We start from the raw sequence: 18,355 nt of genomic DNA on the forward strand, positions 1-18,355 counted from the left end.
TCATGCCCCTTTGAATGCTTGCAGAACCCGGCGGGTCGCCTCGACTACCGGCTCGTGTGTATCTTTCAGTATTTGAACGCGGTCGAACCTGTCCGGATCGGCATTCACGGCCGTTCGCAGGGCATTCCCAAAGGCCATCCGCAATTCGGTTCCAATGTTGAATTTGCAGATTTTCGACCCGCGCGCCAGAGCAGTACGCTGCGCGACGGGCACGCCCGAACCGCCATGGATCACCAGCGGTATCTCGGTAACGGCTTCGATAGCGCGGATGCGGGCCTCGTCCAAGCCACCTTCTTTATTCTGCTGTAGATGGACGTTGCCGACCGAGATGGCCATCGCGTCCACGCCGGTCTCGCGGGCGAATTGTGCGGCCTCATCCGGATCGGTGCCGTCCGAGCCCTCGCCGCCGGAATAGCCAACAAAGCCGATTTCTCCTTCGCAGGAAACACCGGCGGCATGCGCCATTTCGGTAATCGCTGCGGTCTCGGCAATGTTCTGCACCAATGGTTTGCGCGAGCCGTCGAACATGACCGAGGTGAAGCCACTGTCGATGGCGATGCGGCAGTCTTCATGGGTGTAGCCGTGATCCAGATGGGCCACCACAGGTACGCTTGCCCCCTCGGCCAAATGGCGGAACATCTTGCCCAGAACCGGCAGCGGCGTGTGTTCGCGGCAGGATGGACCGGCTTGTAGGATGATAGGCACGCCTTCGGCTTCGGCAGCGGCCACATAGGCACGCATATCCTCCCAGCCCAAAGTCACCAGCCCGGCCACGGCATAGCCGTCACGCAGCGCGGGTTGCAGCGCGTCCGATAATGTCACAAGGCTCATTTGAACTTGGCCACCATATCCATGATTCCGGGGATGGTGTGCAGCTGGGCTGCATGCGTCGGTTGGAAGTACTGTTTTAGCGAGCGCTGGCTGAGGCCGCCGAGGATGGTGAAATAGTACATTTCGTACCCCGGCAGAACCGCGCAAGGGTGATAGCCTTTGTCGATCATGATCGTTGAACCATCCATGATGTGATAGGCATCGCCCGGCTTGTTGTCCTCACGCTGGAGCATCTGGATGCCCGAGCCATAGTCGGGCCGGAAGCGGAAATTGTAGGTCTCGTCATGGCGGGTTTCGATCATCTCGCCATCGTCACCTTTGCGGTCGGTGTCGTGTTTGTGGCTAGGAAAGCCAGACCAACCGCCTTGACCCACGGTGAAAAGTTCAGACACCAGCAGGCGACCCACCTTGTCGTGGTGGTTTGCGCCAAGAATGTGTTTGATCTTGCGGTGCGTTTTGGTGTCGTCAGAACCGTATTGAACCAGATCCAGCTCGGGCACGCGGACATCAAAAGGCTCAAGCACGCGGTCGAATTTCGCGCCCGCGATGAAGGTCTCGGTCTCGTCCGTCACGCAGGTGACACGAACTTTGGCGCCGACGGGTACATAGACACCTTCGGGGTCGCCATCCCAGACGTCGATGGTGCGGTTGCCGAGGTTGGTATAAATCGCGCCGTCCACATCCACATCCACAGTGCCAGTGGCAGGCACAATGCAAGTCTCATAGCCTGGCACGGCGTATTCGAACACTTCGCCCTTTTTTAGCTTGACGATGTTGAAATAGTTCAGCGGCACCAGATCATTGTCGGCATCGACAATAGGTTTGTTCTGGTTGTCATGGGGCGCGATATGCATCTGCGTCTCCTTTCAGGTATCCGTGGGGCCCGGGTGTCGGGCCAGAAATTCGTCCAGTTCAGGCGTTGTCGGCATGGCCCTGGCACAACCGGGTTTCGACACGACAATGGACGCGCAGGCCGAGCCGCGCAGCACCGCGTCACGCAAGTCATGCCCCGCGGCGATTGAGGCCAGCAGACCGGCCAAGAAGCTATCGCCTGCGCCATTGGGTTTCACGGCGGTGACCGGGTAAATGCCGGTGCGGATCTCTTGCCCGTCGGTCAGGGTGATAGCCCCTTCATGGCCCATCTTGTAGACCACCATCTTGCCGTTGGCAGCCAGTTCGCGGGCTTTGTCCAAGCCCTTTTCAATGCCGCCCGCCATAAAGCCGAATTCTTCGTCATTGCCGACGATTAGATCACTTTCGTTCCCTGCACGGGTCAGAACATCTGAGGCCACCTGCGCCGAGGGCCAACTATAGGGGCGATAATCAATGTCGAAGATTACCGGCAATCCTGCAGCGCGCGCATTTTCAAACGCGCGGAACGTAGCCGAGCGTGAAGGCTCTGCCGCAAACACCGTGCCCGCTGTGATCAGGGCAGAAAACGAGGTATAATCCACCGCATCCATATCAGCTTCGGTCACCTGAAAATCGGCGGCGCCGTTGCGGTAGATGACATTCTGAAAGTCTTCGATGCAGCTTTCGTAGACAGCCAAGGACGTACGCGCCTCGCCGCCCACAGCACGGACATATCGCGTTTCAACGCCATAATCCCGCAGCCGGTTCACACAGAACCGGCCGACTGCATCATCTGATACAGATGTAACCAACGCGGCCTGAGCGCCAAGCTTGACCAGCCCCGCGCAGATATTGGCGCTTGAGCCGCCCAGATCGGCATGGAACGTATCCGCATCAACGCTTTTGGTGCCGATGGGACCGGCAAACAAATCCATGCCCGCGCGTCCGAACACGGCAAAGCGGTTGCCTTTTATGCCTTTGATTAGTGTCACTTGCGCCCCTCGGTATTGCCTGCCCGCGCAGCGTCAAGCACCTCGGGGTAGGGATAATTCAGACCCAGCAATTGCCGCATGTCAGGGCTTGCCTGATCGAGGAAGTCTTGTGGCAGCGCAGCAGGCATATCTTCCATCGGTTTGACCCATTTGGGCAGGTACTGGATCAGGATCGCACTGCGGTCGTGATCTGCGTTGTTTGGCATCGCGCAATGCCATGTCACGCCATAGAAAAGAGCAACATCGCCGGGCTCACCGGTCATCTGCTCGCATTTGTCGAAGAACTTGTCTTCAGGTGTGGGATACCGCAGCTCTTTCTGCGATCCGGGTACATAGCCGGTCGCGCCGCTTTCCTTGGTGAACGGGTCCAGCAAAACCGAGACCTGCGCGTTCATCGGAAATGACCCATTCAGACCCACGGGATGCGTTTCGGGGCTGTGAAAGTCCCAATAGGGATAATCCACATGCGGCTCTTGCCCCGGACCGCCGGGCAGGATGCGGTTGGCGGCGATTGAGCCCATGATGAACTCAGTCCCCAGAAACTTGCGGAGGATCTTCATCAGAACCGGATGCGCCGCCATGCGAGAAAACACATCACCCTTCGCCAACAGGTTCCAAACCCGTCGCTGCAGGTTCAGTTTGCCATCCTCTTCCGCAGCACCTTGAAAGTGGGTCACTTTCTCGGCCGCCGCCTCGGAATGCTCCATGACGATCGCGCGGGCTTCGGCGATTTCCTCGGGTGTGAACAGGCCTGAAATGGCTACGGCTCCGCCTCCATTCAGCAGCTCATCGACAATGACGTCAGGATCGGCTGTCTCTGCTGTAAACCGTTTCATCAGATACCCTTACGCTGCTTTTCACGAGTGGTTTCCCATTCAACATGGGCATTGCGCACGTTTTCATCGGCCGAGGTATGAGGGGTTCCAACCTCCCACCAGGCATGGCCTTCGGTTGTCCAACCTTCATAGGCGTCCACATCCATCACGATCACATAGGTCTTGTCGCTGGCTTTGGCGCGTTTGAAGGCTTCGGCCAGTTCTGCCGGGTTTGCCACCTTCTCGGCCGTCGCTCCCATCGCGGTGGCATGGGCCGTGAAATCAACCCCGAAGGGTTCCGGAATGGTCGGGCAATCTTCCAGCAGGTTGTTGAAGCTTTCGTTGCCTGTGTTGTTCTGAAGCTTGTTGATGACTGCAAAGCCGCCATTGTCCAGCACCAGAACAATCATCTTTTTACGGCTCAGGACCGAGGAATAGATGTCTGAATTCAACATCATGTACGAGCCGTCACCGCAGAAGGTGATGGTGTCTTTCTCAGGCTCGCGCTCGGATTGGGCAATGCGCGCGCCCCAGGCGCCTGCGATCTCATAGCCCATGCAGGAAAAGCCGAACTCGACATCGACGGTACCGATATCCAGAGTGCGCCAGTTGGCTGTAACCTCGGCGGGCAATCCCCCAGCAGCGGCAACCACACGGTCGCGTGTGTCGCACAGTTCATTCACGACGCCGATGGCTTGAGCGTAGGAATTCGGACGGTTTCCGTAGGAGACATTCTCGGCCACATAGGCATCCCACTTGTGCCGTTCGTCCTGTGCCAGGGATACCCAATCGGATGGCGCAGTGTAATCAACCGCCTGTGTTAGAGCCTGAATTGACAGCTTGGCATCCCCCACGACCGGCAACGACATATGCTTGCCCGCATCATGCCGCGCCGCGTTGATCGAGATGAACTGAGCGTCCTTGGCAAAGGCGGTCCACGATCCGGTTGTGAAATCCTGCAGCCGCGTGCCGACTGCGACGATCAAATCGGCCTGTTCTGCAATCGCGTTGGCACTGTCCGATCCAGTGACGCCGATCGGGCCAATGTTCAGCGGATGGGTCGCCAGCATGTTGGCGCGGCCTGCGATGGTTTCGACGACCGGGATCTGGTGCTTCTCGGCAAACTTAGTCAGTTCGGTGACAGCTTTAGAGTACTGAACGCCGCCGCCTGCGATGATCATCGGGCGTTTCGCGCCTGCCAGCGCGGCAGCCGCATCAGCGATCTCATGCGCATCAGGCGATTGGCGACGAATGCGGTGGACTTTCTTTTCAAAGAACTTCACCGGGTAGTCATAGGTCCAACCCTGCACGTCTTGCGGCAACCCGAGGAAAGCAGGCCCGCAATCGCCCGGGTCCAGCATCGTCGCAATGGCGGCGGGCAGAGATTGAATGACCTGTGCCGGATGCGTGATGCGATCCCAATAGCGGCTGACCGGCTTGAAGGCGTCGTTCACGCCGAAGGTCGGGTCATAGTAGTTTTCCATCTGCTGCAGAACCGGGTCAGGCAAGCGGGTGATGAATGTATCCCCGCACAGCATCAGCATCGGCAAGCGATTGGCATGGGCCAGTCCGGCTGCGGTCAGCAGATTCGCAGTGCCGGGCCCCGCGCTGGCGGTGCAGAACATGAATCGCTGACGCAGCCATTGTTTGGCATAGCCTGCGGCCGCGAATCCCATGCTCTGTTCATTCTGCCCGCGATAGAGTGGCAACTCATCCCGCACGGTATTCAGGGCCTCTCCCAGGCAGGTCACATTGCCATGGCCGAAAATCCCGAAACCTCCACCACATAAACGATATTCCTGTCCGTCGATCTCGATAAATTGGTTCGACAGCCAGCGAATGATCGCCTGCGCCGTTGTCAGGTAAACAGTGTCATGTTGCGCGGACATGTCTGCGGGCTCCTTTAGGAAAATTGAGGTGCAATGCCGAATGCAGCTTGCGAGAGTCCTATTCTCACGATACAAGTTTTGCAACCGGTTGCAAATGGTTTTCAAGAAAAAGCGGAGGAGGGCGTCGGAATGGCAGATATCGGCATTGGCATTCTGGGCGGCGGGTATATGGGCAAGGCCCATGCGGTCGCCATGTCTTCGGTCGGGGCAGTGTTCAACACCGCTTTGCGCCCGCGACTTGAGATGGTGTGCGCATCATCTCAAGAAAGTGCTGAGCGTTATCGTCAGTCTTATGGATTCGCGCGTTCGACAGATAGCTGGCGCGAGCTTGTGAGTGATCCAAAGGTCGAGGCGGTCGTGATCGCTACCCCTCAGGAAACGCATCGTGAGATTGCTCTGGCAGCCTTTGCGCTGGGTAAGCCGGTTTTATGCGAGAAACCCCTGGGTGCATCGATGGAAGATGGCGATGCCATGGTGGCTGCGGCTGAGGCCTCAGGTCTGACCAACATGGTCGGGTTCAACTATATACGCACACCCGCCAGCCAACATGCCCGTCAGTTGATCGCCAATGGTGAGATCGGTGACGTCACATGGTTTCGCGGTGAGCATACGGAAGATTTTTATGCTGACCCGCAGGCACCGGCGACCTGGCGCACATCTGGAATGTCCAACGGGACGATGGGCGATCTGGCGCCACACATGATAAACGCGGCGCTAGCCCTAATTGGGCCAATCGAGCGCGTGATGGCCGAGGTCGAAACGGTTCATAAAACCCGCCCGGGTGGTGAAGTGGATAACGACGATCACGCCCAGATGATGGTACGCTTCGCGAACGGAGCGATGGGATCGATGTATTTCAGCCGCATCGCGACCGGGCGCAAGATGGGATACGCCTACGAGATCAGCGGCACCAAGGGTGCGATCCGGTTTGATCAGGAGGATCAGAACGCATTGTGGCTCTACCGCATGGAAGGCCCCGAGTCCGAACGCGGCTTCCGCAAAATCCTGACCGGCCCCGCCCATCCGGACTATGAGCCGTTCTGTCAGGGCCCTGGCCATGGCACGGGCTATCAGGATCAGATCATCATCGAAGCGCGTGATTTCCTACGCGCGATCGAGACAGGCAAGCCGGTTTGGCCGACCTTCCGTGACGGGCATGAGGTCAACCGGATCGTTGCTGCGGCGCTGGCGTCGTCGGCGGATGAAAACTGGAAAAACATCGAAGATTTCTGAGCATCGGAGACAAGACAAGATGAGCATCAGAATTGGTAATGCGCCCTGTTCCTGGGGCGTGGAATTCGCGCAGGACCCGCGCAATCCGCATTGGAAAACCGTTCTCAGCGACTGTGCCGAGGCTGGGTACAAGGGCATCGAACTGGGCCCAGTGGGCTTTATGCCTGAAGACCCAGCAGTTCTGGCCGATGCGCTTGCCGAGCATGATCTGGAATTGATCGGGGGCGTGGTGTTCCGCAACTATCATGACCCCAACGCGTGGGAGAATGTGCTGGATGCCACTCATCGTACCGCCCGCGCGTTGAAGGCGCATGGGGCGCAGCATCTGGTGTTGATCGATGCGATCTCACCCCGTCGCGCACCAACCGCAGGTCGCGCCGATGAAGCCGAGCAGATGGATAAGGCCGAGTGGACGGCATATCGCGACCGGATCGCCGAAAGTGCACGCATTGGCGCGGAAGAATACGGGCTGACGGTGGGCATGCACGCCCATGCGGCAGGTTTCATGGACTTTGAGCCGGAACTCATTCGATTGCTGGATGAAGTCGATGAAAACCTTCTGAAAATCTGCTTCGACACCGGGCATCATTCTTATGCCGGGTTTGATCCGGTTGGCTTCATGCAGCGCTACGTTGATCGGATCTCGTATATGCACTTCAAGGATATTTCGCCAACCGTGAAGGCGGATGTCATTACCAACCGGACGGGCTTTTACGATGCCTGCGGGCAGGGGATTTTCTGCAATCTGGGTGAAGGCGACGTGGATTTCCCGTCGGTCCGTCAGGTGCTGCTGGATGCAGGCTTCACCGGGTGGTGCACGGTTGAACAGGACTGCGATCCTACACTCGATCCTGATCCAGTCGGCGACGCGCGGAAGAACCGCGAATACCTCGAATCCATTGGTTTCAATTGAGGAGGCCAAGACGATGACCAAGCTGAAATGGGGCATGATTGGCGGCGGCGAAGGCAGCCAGATCGGACCGGCGCACCGCTTGGGCGCGCTGGCGGACGGGCATTTCGAATTCGCTGCTGGGGCGCTGGATCACCGGCCCGATGTTGGTCGCGAATACGCACAAAGGTTGGGCATCGCGGCAGACCGTGCCTATGGCGATTGGACCGAGATGTTGGCAGGTGAGCACGGACGCGAAGACCGGATCGATCTGGTCACCGTGGCCACGCCCAATGCCACGCATTTTGAGATCACCAAGGCATTCCTTGAGGCCGGGTTCAATGTGCTTTGCGAAAAACCCATGACCATGACCGTGGAGGAGGGTGAAGAGATCGTCAAAGTTGCCGAGAAATCCGGCAAGATTTGCGCGGTAAACTATTGCTATTCGGCCTATCCGATGGTGCGTCAGGCCCGTGCGATGGTGCGCGCCGGTGAGATTGGTAAGGTCCGTCTTGTCGTCACTAATTTCAGCCATGGCCATCATGGGGATGCCACTGATGCCGACAATCCGCGCGTCCGCTGGCGCTATGATCCGGCGATGGCGGGCGTGTCCGGGCAGTTCGCCGATTGTGGAATCCATGCAATGCACATGGCTGGTTTTATCGCCGATGATGAGGTTGAGACTCTGTCGGCGGATTTCGCATCCACCATTGGTAGCCGCGAACTGGAAGATGACGCCATGGTCAATTTCAGGACGCAAAAAGGCGCGGTCGGTCGGCTGTGGACATCGTCTGTCGCCATCGGTCGGCAGCACGGGTTCGACATTCAGGTGTTTGGGGAAACAGGCGGCTTGCGCTGGGCGTCCGAGCAGCCAAATCAGTTGATCTATACGCCTGTTGGCGGTCGCATGCAGATCATCGAAAAAGGTGAGGGCGGTTTGCACGAAGAGGCTCAGCGCCTAAGCCGCGTGGCGATTGCGCATCCCGAAGGGTTCCCTCTGGCTGTTGCCAATATCTATTGCGATCTGGCGGATGCCATATCCGGAGAAACCCGTGACGGTCTTCCGAATGCTGCAGACGGCGTGCGGTCAATGGCTGCGGTGCATACTGCGGTCGAATCCGCAAAACAGGGCAGCGTGTGGATGGATGCGCGCCCACCGATGTTCCGATAAATTTAAGGGACGGGGCGCAACGTGCCCCGTTCCACCACCGAGCAGGGAAAGATGCGCGCTTCAGGGTATCGGTCAGGCTCGTTCAGGGTCGCCACCATCAACTCGATTGAGGAACTGACGATCTGGCGGATTGGCTGATGGATCGTGGTGAGGTCGATATTCTCCCACCGCGCCATTTCCATGTCGTTCAAGCCAATGATGCCGATATCCTCGGGCACGTTTAGGCCGCTATCCAGAATCGCGGACAACACCCCGATGGACAATACGTCATCACCGCAAAAATAGGCATCAGCCCGTTCAGATTTCAAAAGGCTCAGCATTTCCTGACGACCTGCGTCGAATGAGTAGGCCTCGGCAAATGAGCAGGTCACAGTGATCTGAGGGTGCAGCGACATTTCTGACATGAAGCCCGCATGGCGATCTTGTGTAGAAGTTGCGGCTTCGGGTCCTCCAAGGAAGGCCACCTTTCCATATCCGCGTGCAACAAGTTCGCGCGCCGCCATGCGCCCGCATTCCACATTGTCGATGCCCACAACATGAACCTGGGGTGACGAAGAGGACCTGCCGAAACTGTGAACCACTGGTACACCTGCATCGCGAAACGCTTTGGCAAAACCAGGTGGCAACGTCGAGGATGCCACCACGACGCCATCAACCGAATACTGCCGCAGCATACGAACCGAGTTTGCCGGATCTACCTCATCGGTTAGGTTCACCAGCAACGGGCGCAGGCCGCGGTCCTGCAGGCCGCGGGTAAAAAGGTCGAAGACTTCAAGAAAAATAGGGTTGTGAAAGTTGTTCGAGACCAGTCCGATCAGTTTTGTACGTCCTGTTGTCAGCGAGGATGCCAGGGCGTTTGGGCTGTATCCCAGCTCACGCGCGGCCTTCTCAACCTTGCGACGCATTTTGTCGGAAACCGAGGCTCCATCGGTGAAAGTGCGCGACACAGCGGACCGGGAAACCCCCGCGCGTTCTGCAACCTCTTTCAATGTGACAGCCATATTCCGCCTGACCTTTCTAAGTTTTTAGCAGCCCTTTTACCCGTATTCTCTGGCAGATACAGTATGAAACACTTCCAATATGTTTTGCAACCGGTTGCAAAAAGATATCAGATATGTTCTAAATCGAGTCGGAGAGGTTCGGAGAAAAAACCTCGTTCCGGGAAAACGATATGTTTTGGGAGGACATTATGACTTCACTGACGAAGAAGCTGGCACTGGCCGCTGTCGTCGCAGCGACGCCTTTGATCGCAGCCACGAGCGCTGCGGCTGAGGGTGAGAAATACATTCTGGTTAGCCACGCCCCTGACAGCGACAGCTGGTGGAATACCATCAAGAATGGTATCGCGCTTGCGGGCGACCAGATGGGTGTCGAGGTTGAATATCGCAACCCGCCTACTGGCGACCTTGCCGATATGGCGCGGATCATCGATCAGGCCGCGGCTTCGGGACCGAATGGGATCATTACCACGCTGGCGGACTATGACGTGTTGAGTGGTCCAATCAAATCGGCCGTGGATTCGGGTGTAGACGTGATCATCATGAATACAGGCACCCCGGATCAAGCGCGTGAAGTTGGCGCGCTGATGTATGTGGGTCAGCCCGAATATGACGCCGGATTCGCCGCAGGTCAGCGGGCCAAGGGCGACGGAATCGGCTCATTCCTGTGCGTGAACCACTATATCGTGCAACCCTCCAGCCAGGAACGCTGCCAGGGTTTTGCAGACGGTCTGGGGATCGAACTGGGCGATCAGATGATTGACGCCGGTCAGGACCCTGCCGAAATCAAAAACCGCGTGCTGGCCTATCTATCGGCGAATCCGGATACGGATGCCGTGCTGACGCTTGGCCCGACCTCGGCTGATCCGACTATCCTGGCCCTGGAAGAAAACGGCATGGCTGGTGACATCTATTTCGGCACCTTCGATTTGGGTGGTGAAATCGTCAAAGGCATCAAGTCCGGCGTGATCCAGTGGGGTATCGACCAGCAACCCTTCCTGCAGGCATATCTGCCGGTTGTTGTCATGGCAAACTACCACCGCTACGGCGTTCTGCCAGGCAACAACATCAACTCGGGCCCCGGTTTCGTAACTGCAGACGGTCTGAGCAAAATCGAAGAATTCGCTGGCGAGTACCGCTAATTCTTTAAACGCGGGCACCCTGAGCATGGGGTGCCCGTTTTGACTTTCAGACGCAAAATCACTGCATAACTCGGAGGGGCGTTCTTATGAGCGAGTCTGCTCAAAATACGGCTGTAACCGACGAACGGATCAAAGAGATTTCTCCGCTGCGCAAGGCGCTGATCCGGCCAGAACTTGGCGGGATGGTCGGCACGGTCGCTGTGTTCACCTTTTTCCTGCTCTTCGCTTTCGACAGCGGGATGTTTAACGCACAGGGCATGATGAACTGGTCGGTTGTATCAGCGCAGTTCATGATCATCGCCGTGGGTGCTTGTCTTCTGATGATCGCCGGTGAGTTTGACCTGTCAGTCGGTTCGATGATCGGCTTTTCAGGGATGATGATCGCAATCTTCTCGGTCACACTGGCCTGGCCGGTCTGGATGGCCATCATCGTTACCTTCGCCATGGCATTGGCAATTGGGGCGCTGAATGGTTGGATCGTGATCCGTACTGGGCTTCCCAGCTTCATTGTCACCCTGGCCTTCTTGTTTATCCTGCGCGGTTTCACAATCTTCCTGCCACAGGTGATCGAACGCAAAACCATCATTGGTGGTGTAAAGGACGCGGCCGAGGGTGATTGGCTGGCGCCAATCTTTGGCGGCAAAATCCTGCAAGGTTTCTTTCAGTGGATGGGGGACGCCGGGATCATCGCCGTGTTCGAACGTGGCACGCGTCAGGGTCAGCCCGTCGTGGATGGGGTTCCGATGCTGATTGTCTGGGCGATCGTGTTGATCATCTTTGGCCATGTGTTGCTGACCAAAACCAAATTCGGAAACTGGATTTTCGCATCGGGTGGTGATGCTGAGGCGGCCCGTAACTCGGGTGTTCCCGTGAACCGGGTCAAAATCCTGATGTTCATGTTCACCGCCTTCTGCGCCACGATCTTCGCCGTCTGTCAGGTCATGGAGTTCGGATCTGCTGGTGCCGATCGGGGTCTGCTGAAAGAGTTCGAAGCAATCATTGCAGTGGTCATCGGTGGTGCGCTTCTGACCGGAGGCTACGGTTCGGTTCTGGGCGCAGCACTTGGCGCGTTGATCTTTGGCGTCGTGCAGCAGGGCTTGTTCTTTGCCGGGGTCGAAAGCTCACTGTTCCGGGTGTTCTTGGGGGTGATCCTGCTGGGGGCCGTGATCCTTAATACCTATATTCGCCGCATCATCACAGGGGAGCGTTGATATGAATCCGGAACATGCACCCATCATCCAGATGAAGAACATCGAAAAGCACTTCGGCAGCGTGATCGCACTGGCAGGTGTCTCGGTGGATGTGTTCCCCGGTGAATGTCATTGTCTTCTTGGCGATAACGGCGCGGGTAAGTCGACCTTCATCAAGACTATGTCCGGGGTACACCAGCCCACGCATGGCGAGATTCTGTTTGAAGGCCACCCCATGCATTTCGCGGACCCGCGCGATGCAATAGAAGCCGGGATCGCGACAGTGCACCAGCATCTGGCGATGATCCCTCTGATGTCGGTTTCTCGCAATTTCTTCATGGGCAACGAGCCGGTCAAGAAGGTCGGTCCTATCCAGCTTTTCGATCATGACTATGCCAACAAGGTCACGATGGAAGAAATGAAGAAGATGGGCATCAACCTACGTGGACCCGATCAAGCGGTTGGCACGTTATCGGGTGGTGAACGCCAAACTGTTGCCATTGCGCGTGCTGTGCATTTCGGGGCTAAGGTGTTGATCTTGGACGAACCGACTTCGGCCCTTGGTGTGCGCCAAACGGCCAACGTGCTGGCGACGATCGACAAAGTGCGCAAGCAGGGCATTGCCGTTGTCTTCATCACCCATAACGTTCGTCATGCATTGGCAGTGGGTGACCGTTTCACGGTCCTAAACCGTGGCCAGACGCTAGGTACGGCGCAGCGTGGTCAGATTACCCCTGAAGAACTGCAGGACCTGATGGCCGGTGGCCAGGAGATGGTCGAGCTGGAAGGCAGTCTGGGCGGAACGGTTTGAGCTTATTACACCCCGCTGGCTGACTGGCGGGGTGGCTACTTTTTCTCAAAGAACAGAATGACCTCACCCAACCTCACACCATAACGTGAGACATAGGCTCGGTTCAGCAGCCGGTCATCGGACAAGAGCCACATCCAGTCATCGAAATTGACCCGCATGGTGCCGTCTTTAATCGGCAGATCGATTTTGTATTTCCAGTTGAACGTATCGCCTCGCTCAAACCCGTTGGCAGTGCCCAGCACACCGGGCGCGGTGCCGGTCCAAGTGTCTTCGCCGGTTTTGGTCAGAGTCCAAATCCGTTGCTCGGTGGCGCCATCGTCGTAGACGAAATCCTCAACAAGCGTCAGGGTCTCACCGTCCCACTTGCCGTCGATATCGACCGTGAAGCGACGAGGGACGTTGCCCAGCAAATCCTGAAACTGGCCGTAGGCGACGGTCTTACCCTCAAAGAATTCCTCAAGGTTCAACTGACGGTCTGACAGGAACGTGTTAGGGACGCGGGGTTTGCCCGAGCAGGCGGTGAGCATCGCCAGCCCCGCGAGGGCGACGATCGCAACAAGAGTGCGGCGGGTGATCATTGCAAAACCCATAGATCAGAGTCTGAATCATGCACATTTGCACCATGCAGATGGGTCGACTTGACCTCGGGGGCCGGGCGCATCGTGGCGACCAACTCGGCAACCTTGATCCCGTATTTGCGCATCTCGGAACGGTTCATGATCACCCCATTTTCGGTCACGTACATCCAGTCCGTCACATCCAGTGTGTGCCCGCCCGCATCTTCGGGCAGGATGATGCGATAGGTCAGTTTTACGGTCGCGCCCGAGATCACACCTTTGCCTTCGCCCACAATATCATCCGCCGTTGCGGTGAATATGTTTCCGGTGCCTAGCGTCAGATACCATTTGCGGGTCATATGTTTGCCATTGGAATAAGTGAAATACTCGGACAACGTGCCGGTGTTGCCCTCCCATTCGCCGACCATTCGCGCAACAAAGCTGTTCGACATCTTGCCGTTCGGGCCATAGATTAGCCCCTCCGACAGGATCTCTCCATTCAGGTTCTTCTTCAGCGAAAACTCAGGCCCGGTCCCGCTGTAGTCGGACGGTGATTGCGATCGGAAGCTGAGGAAACGGTTCTTCACAGCGAACACCGCAAATATGGCGAGAAGACAGAACAGGAGCGTTTTCATTTGGCAGAGACCTCTGTCGGGAGCGTCAGGACCAAGCCAAACGCTCCAAGTTTAAGAATGCAGGGCAGGACAGCATAGGCGAGGGTAAGTGTGTTCAAAGCCTCAGCCGAATTTGCCTGTCCGGGGGTGAAGCCGCTGCGTTCAAGCAGCGGCAGAGTGAAAAAGGCAGCCAGTGCGAGCCCAAGCTTGCCTGCGAAGGACCAGATGCCGAACGCGGCTGACGCGTTCAACCCGGCGCGGGTTAGAACGACCGAGAACATGGCTGGCAGGACAACCATATCTGCCCCAAGTGCCGCGCCGGATGCGAAGCAGATGATCGCGAAACCGGCCAGATTGCCGGGGGCCAGAAGCGCGGCCCCGACAAAACCGAGAATGGCCAGCGGCATGGCAATCATCAGAGTCTGTTTCGGGCCAATCCTGTTGCTGAGCATTGCCCAGAACGGCACGCTGAGTCCCGCGCTGAGGAAGAACAAGATCAACAAAGGCCCCGCTTTGCCTGGCAGTTGCAGCCGGTCCTCGACAAAGAACAGGAAAAGGGTTGAGGTGATCGCAACGGGCAGGCTGTTAACCAACGCCAGAGCGAGTAGACGCAAAGCACCGGCCTGTCCAAGGCCCGCAAAGGACAGCTCGTGTCCAGTGATTGGCGTGCGTCGCCACATTGGCAATGTCACCGCCAATGTCACCACGGACAGAATGCCGAGGAACAGACCAAAGGCCGGATATCCCTGCGCGCCAGCACCAAAGGCTACGAACAGGGCGGGTGCGGCGGCGGCGATAATTACGCCGGTCAGTTGCCCACCTTCTCGGAAGGCAGCCAGTGTCATCAACTCTTTCGGATTGGCTTGCTTGGCAAGCGTCGCGCTACGTCCGTAGAGCAATATGGTCCCAAGGCTGTAGGCTGAAAACAAAAGGATCAAAATCGACACTAATACAGGGATACTGGCCCCTTCCGGCAGTCCGAAAAGTAATGGAAACCCGACCGCCAGACCCAGCGCAGCGACCGTGGCGAACAGGGTTTGCCCGCCCGGCCAGCGATCAATCGCCCAGCCGATCAGCGGGTCCTGCACCAGATCGACTAGCCGGATGACCAGCAGAACGGTCCCGATCACACTTAGCCCTATACCAAGATTTACGGCCGCAAACCGCGGAAGATGGATGTAAAGCGGAATACCCGCCGCAGCCAGCATCAACGCGTAGAGGCTGACCCGCGGATACAGCATCAGTTGCCTCGCAATGTCCGGGTGAATGATGCCGACCGGGTGTTGTCGCCCAAAAAGATCGACATGAAGCTGCGTTTTATGCCCGGATAGGACATGGTGCAAACTTTGCGCCCGTTCAGCCAGAACCCAACCTTGTTTGGCCCTTGCGATATTGCAAGATAGCGATCGCCTTTGCTGACGGCGTCGAAACAGACCTCAAGTTGGCTGCGCACGGGGGCGGCACGTCCGATCCGCTTCATCTCGTCCAATGTGGAGTTCACCAGAGCCTTTTTGGACAGGTTTCGGCGATAGCGCAGTTCAAGCCCGAAATCCTGGCTCCAGTTCAGAGGCGTGCCGCCTGGGGTGAACAGCTGCGCATCGTATATCGGGAATCCCAAATAGCGGAACGTCGCTGAGCCGCGTAACTCAGCATCGTTTAGGGCACCAAAAACGGGTGACGCTGCCAGTCCTCCGGGGGCTAACAGCACCAGCGACACCAGTGTCGCGGCGAGTTTAGGCTGAGGCAGGAACGGCGATTTCTTTTTCAGAGATATCATTGTCAGCTCCGATTATCTGCGGGGTGCCAGTTATGCGCTCAACCACGTGCATGGCACTGGCGATCCCGTCTTCGTGAAAGCCATGCCGGTTATAGGCACCAGCAAACCAGGTTCGGTTCTGTCCCTGAATCTGACGAATCTGCCCTTGAGCGCGCAAGGCGGCTTTGTCGAATACCGGGTGTGCGAATTCGACCTCGTCATAGATTTTGTCGGCAGGAATGTCTGATGCGGCGTTCAAGGTCACGAACAGCGGATCACTGTCGGGGATGTTCTGTAGCCGGTTCATCCAATATGTGACCCCAACATTGCCTTTTTGTGACCGGTAGGTCCAACTGGACCAGCAGGCACGCCGCCGTGGCATCTGGCGGGGATCACAGTGAAGAATGGCTTTGTTCGGCTGATACTTGATCGCACCGAGAGCATGTTTTTCCGCCTTTGTCGCCGCATCACCTAAAATGGCGAGGGACTGGTCTGAATGGGTGGCCATAATGATCTCATCAAACAAATCAGTCTCGCCACCTGCATGTACGGTGACGCCCAGATCATGCCGTTCAATCCCTTGTACGGGTGAAGCTAGACGAATATCGCTGCCTCGCTTGCGCAAAGCTGCCTCGATCCGACGGACATATTCGATGCTGCCGCCTTTCACGGTGTACCACTGATGCTGATTGGCGCGGCCGGAAGCCAGCAGAGCATGGTTGCGGAAGAACTGGACAAGAGAGCGTGCGGGGAATTGATCGACAAACTCAACCGGTGTTGACCAGATCGCGCCGCACATCGGCATCAGGTAATTGTGCCGAAACCAGTGGCCGAGGCGCAGCTGATCCACCAGTTCTCCGATCGTGGTGTCATCGTCCTGCGCGGCTTCGGGAGCTTCTTTTCCAAAGCGCAGGATGTCGGCGATCATCTTGTAATAGGCTGGACGCGCAAGATTGCGTTTCTGCGCCGTCAGTGTGCGCAGGTTGTTCAGCCCGTATTCGATGCGGCCATTGTCGATGGTGGCGCCAAAGCTCATTTCGCTTTTTGTGACGGGCACGTTCAATTCATCGAATAATCGCGTCAGATAAGGGTAGGTGACGTAGTTAAAGACGATAAAACCGGTATCGACCGGCTGATCACCATTCTTACCGGCCATTACCGTACGGGCATGGCCGCCAAGTCGAGGTTCAGCCTCGAACACAGTGACATCGTGATTTTCAGAAAGGTAATAAGCTGCGGAGAGACCTGAAATGCCTGCACCAATAACTGCGATTTTCTTGCGTACACACCGGGTTTCGTCGAACATTCCATCCTCGTTATTCGGCTTTTACAATAGGATACGCAGGGAATGGTGTACTGGATCAACCGGGGTAGAAGTTTTTTTCCATCGCACTACGTGATGGTGACTGCCCTATGCTCAGAACACTACGCGTGATCCAAAATAATCATCGCGCCGTATTGAACTCAGCGGTGCGAAAAAGGCCCTTAAATGAGCAAATTTGACGGAAAGACCTATTGGATCATCGGTGCCAGCGAAGGGCTAGGCAAAGCGCTGGCCGAGGCGCTTAGCCGTCAAGGGGCACGTCTTATCTTGTCGGCGCGCAATGCATCACGACTGGCCGAGATTTGTGAGAAGTTGCCCAATACACGTGCTGTCCCATTTGATGTGACCGATCTTGATGCTGTCTGCCGTGCTGTGGTTGAGGTCGGCGCATTTGATGGGCTTGTCTACAATGCGGGCACCTATGATCCGATCAATACTGCCGATTGGAATACGGAAGCCGCCTTGGCGATCAGTGACGTAAATTATTCCGGCGCATTGCGTGTTCTGGGCGAAACGGTGCCTGACTTAATTCACAAGGGAAATGGAGACATCACCCTAATCGGATCGCTAGCCGGGTATCATGGGCTTCCCAATGCGATCTCTTACGGCTCCAGCAAAGCTGCCCTGATCTCGCTGGCCGAGACGATGCGCCATGATTTGGCAGGTACAGGCGTCACTGTCCGGATCGTCAATCCGGGATTCATCAAAACCCGTCTAACCAACAAGAACAGTTTTAACATGCCCATGATAATGACGCCCGAAGATGCTGCTGATCGGGTGGTCCGGGCGATGTCCTACCGCCGATTCCGTACCGATTTTCCGGCCCCATTTTCTTGGATTATCCGCCTGATCGACTACTTGCCTGACATTCTGGTCTATCGGGGCAAGTGATTTCATCCGCAGGTAAGTCTTTGAATGGTGCCTGAGCCATTCACATAGACGTTTAGCCGATCGATGCGATAATCCTGAGTGGCGATATCATCCGGGCCCAGAACGCGTGACCGATCGGGAAGTTGCGCCTGTATGGTTGAGACCGGCTGACCGATTGCATCAGCAAAAGGTTCACCCTTACAGAAGGCCAAATCGACAGCCACATCTTCCGCTGCAAGCGTTTCATTTTGCGGAACAGAGCCCTCGGTACAAGCGGTTAGTAGGATCAGGATCGGAAAAAAACGGTACATTGGCGCAGGACTTTCTGGTGGTGTCGTTTCTGAAATATCAAAGATTTAGCCAACCTGTCACGAAAGTGCAGTTGAAAAAACCCTGCAATTGACGCAGGGTCGGGCAAAAC

19 protein-coding genes are annotated in these 18,355 nt (G+C 56.8%); 7 read left to right on the forward strand and 12 right to left on the reverse strand.

The genetic code is table 11. The annotated features are described in order from the left end of the window. The 5 genes from ACR3EJ_RS05010 to iolD are packed head-to-tail and all read right to left on the reverse strand — an operon-like array spanning position 1 to position 5,379. Positions 1-831: a class II fructose-bisphosphate aldolase gene (locus tag ACR3EJ_RS05010; RefSeq protein WP_170542105.1), complete on the reverse strand. Its 831-nt coding sequence runs from the start codon at positions 829-831 to the stop codon at positions 1-3. After that, a complete protein-coding gene (locus tag ACR3EJ_RS05015; RefSeq protein WP_170542102.1) occupies positions 828-1,685 on the reverse strand; it encodes a 5-deoxy-glucuronate isomerase in 858 nt (285 codons plus the stop codon). Before ACR3EJ_RS05015 ends, ACR3EJ_RS05010 begins: the two co-directional genes overlap by 4 nt. A gap of 12 nt (positions 1,686-1,697) precedes the next feature. Next, complete coding sequence (iolC, locus tag ACR3EJ_RS05020) at positions 1,698-2,675, reverse strand: 5-dehydro-2-deoxygluconokinase (protein WP_170542099.1); 978 nt, start codon at positions 2,673-2,675, stop codon at positions 1,698-1,700. Next, positions 2,672-3,511: a phytanoyl-CoA dioxygenase family protein gene (locus tag ACR3EJ_RS05025; RefSeq protein WP_170542096.1), complete on the reverse strand. Its 840-nt coding sequence runs from the start codon at positions 3,509-3,511 to the stop codon at positions 2,672-2,674. Before ACR3EJ_RS05025 ends, iolC begins: the two co-directional genes overlap by 4 nt. Then, positions 3,511-5,379, reverse strand: a complete 1,869-nt coding sequence (iolD, locus tag ACR3EJ_RS05030; protein WP_170542092.1) for a 3D-(3,5/4)-trihydroxycyclohexane-1,2-dione acylhydrolase (decyclizing) — start codon at positions 5,377-5,379, stop codon at positions 3,511-3,513. The genes ACR3EJ_RS05025 and iolD overlap by 1 nt, the downstream gene beginning before the upstream one ends. A 129-nt stretch (positions 5,380-5,508) precedes the next feature. Between iolD and ACR3EJ_RS05035 the strand changes: the two genes are divergently transcribed. Genes ACR3EJ_RS05035 through ACR3EJ_RS05045 form a run of 3 tightly spaced genes read left to right on the forward strand, consistent with a single transcriptional unit; the run spans position 5,509 to position 8,672 of the window. Further along, on the forward strand, positions 5,509-6,612 hold the full coding sequence (locus tag ACR3EJ_RS05035; RefSeq protein WP_170542089.1) for a Gfo/Idh/MocA family protein: 1,104 nt from the start codon (positions 5,509-5,511) through the stop codon (positions 6,610-6,612). A gap of 19 nt (positions 6,613-6,631) precedes the next feature. Next, the gene (locus ACR3EJ_RS05040) at positions 6,632-7,525 is read left to right on the forward strand and encodes a sugar phosphate isomerase/epimerase family protein (protein WP_170542086.1); all 894 of its coding nucleotides are present in this window, start codon (positions 6,632-6,634) and stop codon (positions 7,523-7,525) included. Positions 7,526-7,538: 13 nt separating this feature from the next. Next, the gene (locus tag ACR3EJ_RS05045) at positions 7,539-8,672 is read left to right on the forward strand and encodes a Gfo/Idh/MocA family protein (protein ID WP_170542082.1); all 1,134 of its coding nucleotides are present in this window, start codon (positions 7,539-7,541) and stop codon (positions 8,670-8,672) included. A 2-nt stretch (positions 8,673-8,674) separates the two neighbouring features. Here ACR3EJ_RS05045 and ACR3EJ_RS05050 read toward each other — a convergent pair whose 3' ends face one another. Further along, a complete protein-coding gene (locus ACR3EJ_RS05050) occupies positions 8,675-9,673 on the reverse strand; it encodes a LacI family DNA-binding transcriptional regulator (protein ID WP_170703551.1) in 999 nt (332 codons plus the stop codon). Between the two features lie 188 nt (positions 9,674-9,861). On the opposite strand from ACR3EJ_RS05050, the gene ACR3EJ_RS05055 reads away from it, so the two are divergent. The 3 genes from ACR3EJ_RS05055 (at position 9,862) to ACR3EJ_RS05065 (ending at position 12,813) form a co-directional block, all read left to right on the forward strand. Further along, positions 9,862-10,812: a sugar ABC transporter substrate-binding protein gene (locus tag ACR3EJ_RS05055; protein WP_029621694.1), complete on the forward strand. Its 951-nt coding sequence runs from the start codon at positions 9,862-9,864 to the stop codon at positions 10,810-10,812. Positions 10,813-10,898: 86 nt separating this feature from the next. Continuing rightward, complete coding sequence (locus tag ACR3EJ_RS05060) at positions 10,899-12,023, forward strand: ABC transporter permease (RefSeq protein ID WP_010438354.1); 1,125 nt, start codon at positions 10,899-10,901, stop codon at positions 12,021-12,023. 1 nt (position 12,024) lies between these two features. Beyond that, entirely contained in the window at positions 12,025-12,813 is a 789-nt protein-coding gene (locus ACR3EJ_RS05065) for an ATP-binding cassette domain-containing protein (RefSeq protein WP_010438358.1), read from the forward strand. Between the two features lie 35 nt (positions 12,814-12,848). Here the strand turns inward: ACR3EJ_RS05065 and ACR3EJ_RS05070 are convergent, their stop codons facing one another. From ACR3EJ_RS05070 to ACR3EJ_RS05090, 5 genes are read right to left on the reverse strand one after another with little or no spacing between them, the layout of a single operon-like run. Beyond that, a complete protein-coding gene (locus ACR3EJ_RS05070; RefSeq protein WP_170542076.1) occupies positions 12,849-13,391 on the reverse strand; it encodes a DUF3833 domain-containing protein in 543 nt (180 codons plus the stop codon). Further along, entirely contained in the window at positions 13,388-14,005 is a 618-nt protein-coding gene (locus tag ACR3EJ_RS05075; protein ID WP_170542073.1) for a DUF3833 family protein, read from the reverse strand. Before ACR3EJ_RS05075 ends, ACR3EJ_RS05070 begins: the two co-directional genes overlap by 4 nt. Then, complete coding sequence (locus tag ACR3EJ_RS05080; RefSeq protein ID WP_170542070.1) at positions 14,002-15,225, reverse strand: MFS transporter; 1,224 nt, start codon at positions 15,223-15,225, stop codon at positions 14,002-14,004. The genes ACR3EJ_RS05075 and ACR3EJ_RS05080 overlap by 4 nt, the downstream gene beginning before the upstream one ends. Continuing rightward, complete coding sequence (locus tag ACR3EJ_RS05085; RefSeq protein WP_170542067.1) at positions 15,225-15,761, reverse strand: hypothetical protein; 537 nt, start codon at positions 15,759-15,761, stop codon at positions 15,225-15,227. Before ACR3EJ_RS05085 ends, ACR3EJ_RS05080 begins: the two co-directional genes overlap by 1 nt. Further along, the gene (locus tag ACR3EJ_RS05090) at positions 15,718-17,046 is read right to left on the reverse strand and encodes an FAD-dependent oxidoreductase (RefSeq protein ID WP_170542064.1); all 1,329 of its coding nucleotides are present in this window, start codon (positions 17,044-17,046) and stop codon (positions 15,718-15,720) included. Before ACR3EJ_RS05090 ends, ACR3EJ_RS05085 begins: the two co-directional genes overlap by 44 nt. 183 nt (positions 17,047-17,229) lie before the next feature. Here ACR3EJ_RS05090 and ACR3EJ_RS05095 point away from each other — a divergent pair, with 183 nt between their 5' ends. Further along, positions 17,230-17,955 (forward strand): SDR family NAD(P)-dependent oxidoreductase, encoded by a 726-nt coding sequence (locus tag ACR3EJ_RS05095; protein ID WP_170542061.1) that lies wholly within the window; start codon positions 17,230-17,232, stop codon positions 17,953-17,955. A gap of 2 nt (positions 17,956-17,957) precedes the next feature. Here ACR3EJ_RS05095 and ACR3EJ_RS05100 read toward each other — a convergent pair whose 3' ends face one another. Then, entirely contained in the window at positions 17,958-18,245 is a 288-nt protein-coding gene (locus ACR3EJ_RS05100) for an I78 family peptidase inhibitor (RefSeq protein ID WP_170542058.1), read from the reverse strand. Positions 18,246-18,355: the final 110 nt, after the last annotated feature.

Source organism: Ruegeria sp. AB11 (genome assembly GCF_056536325.1).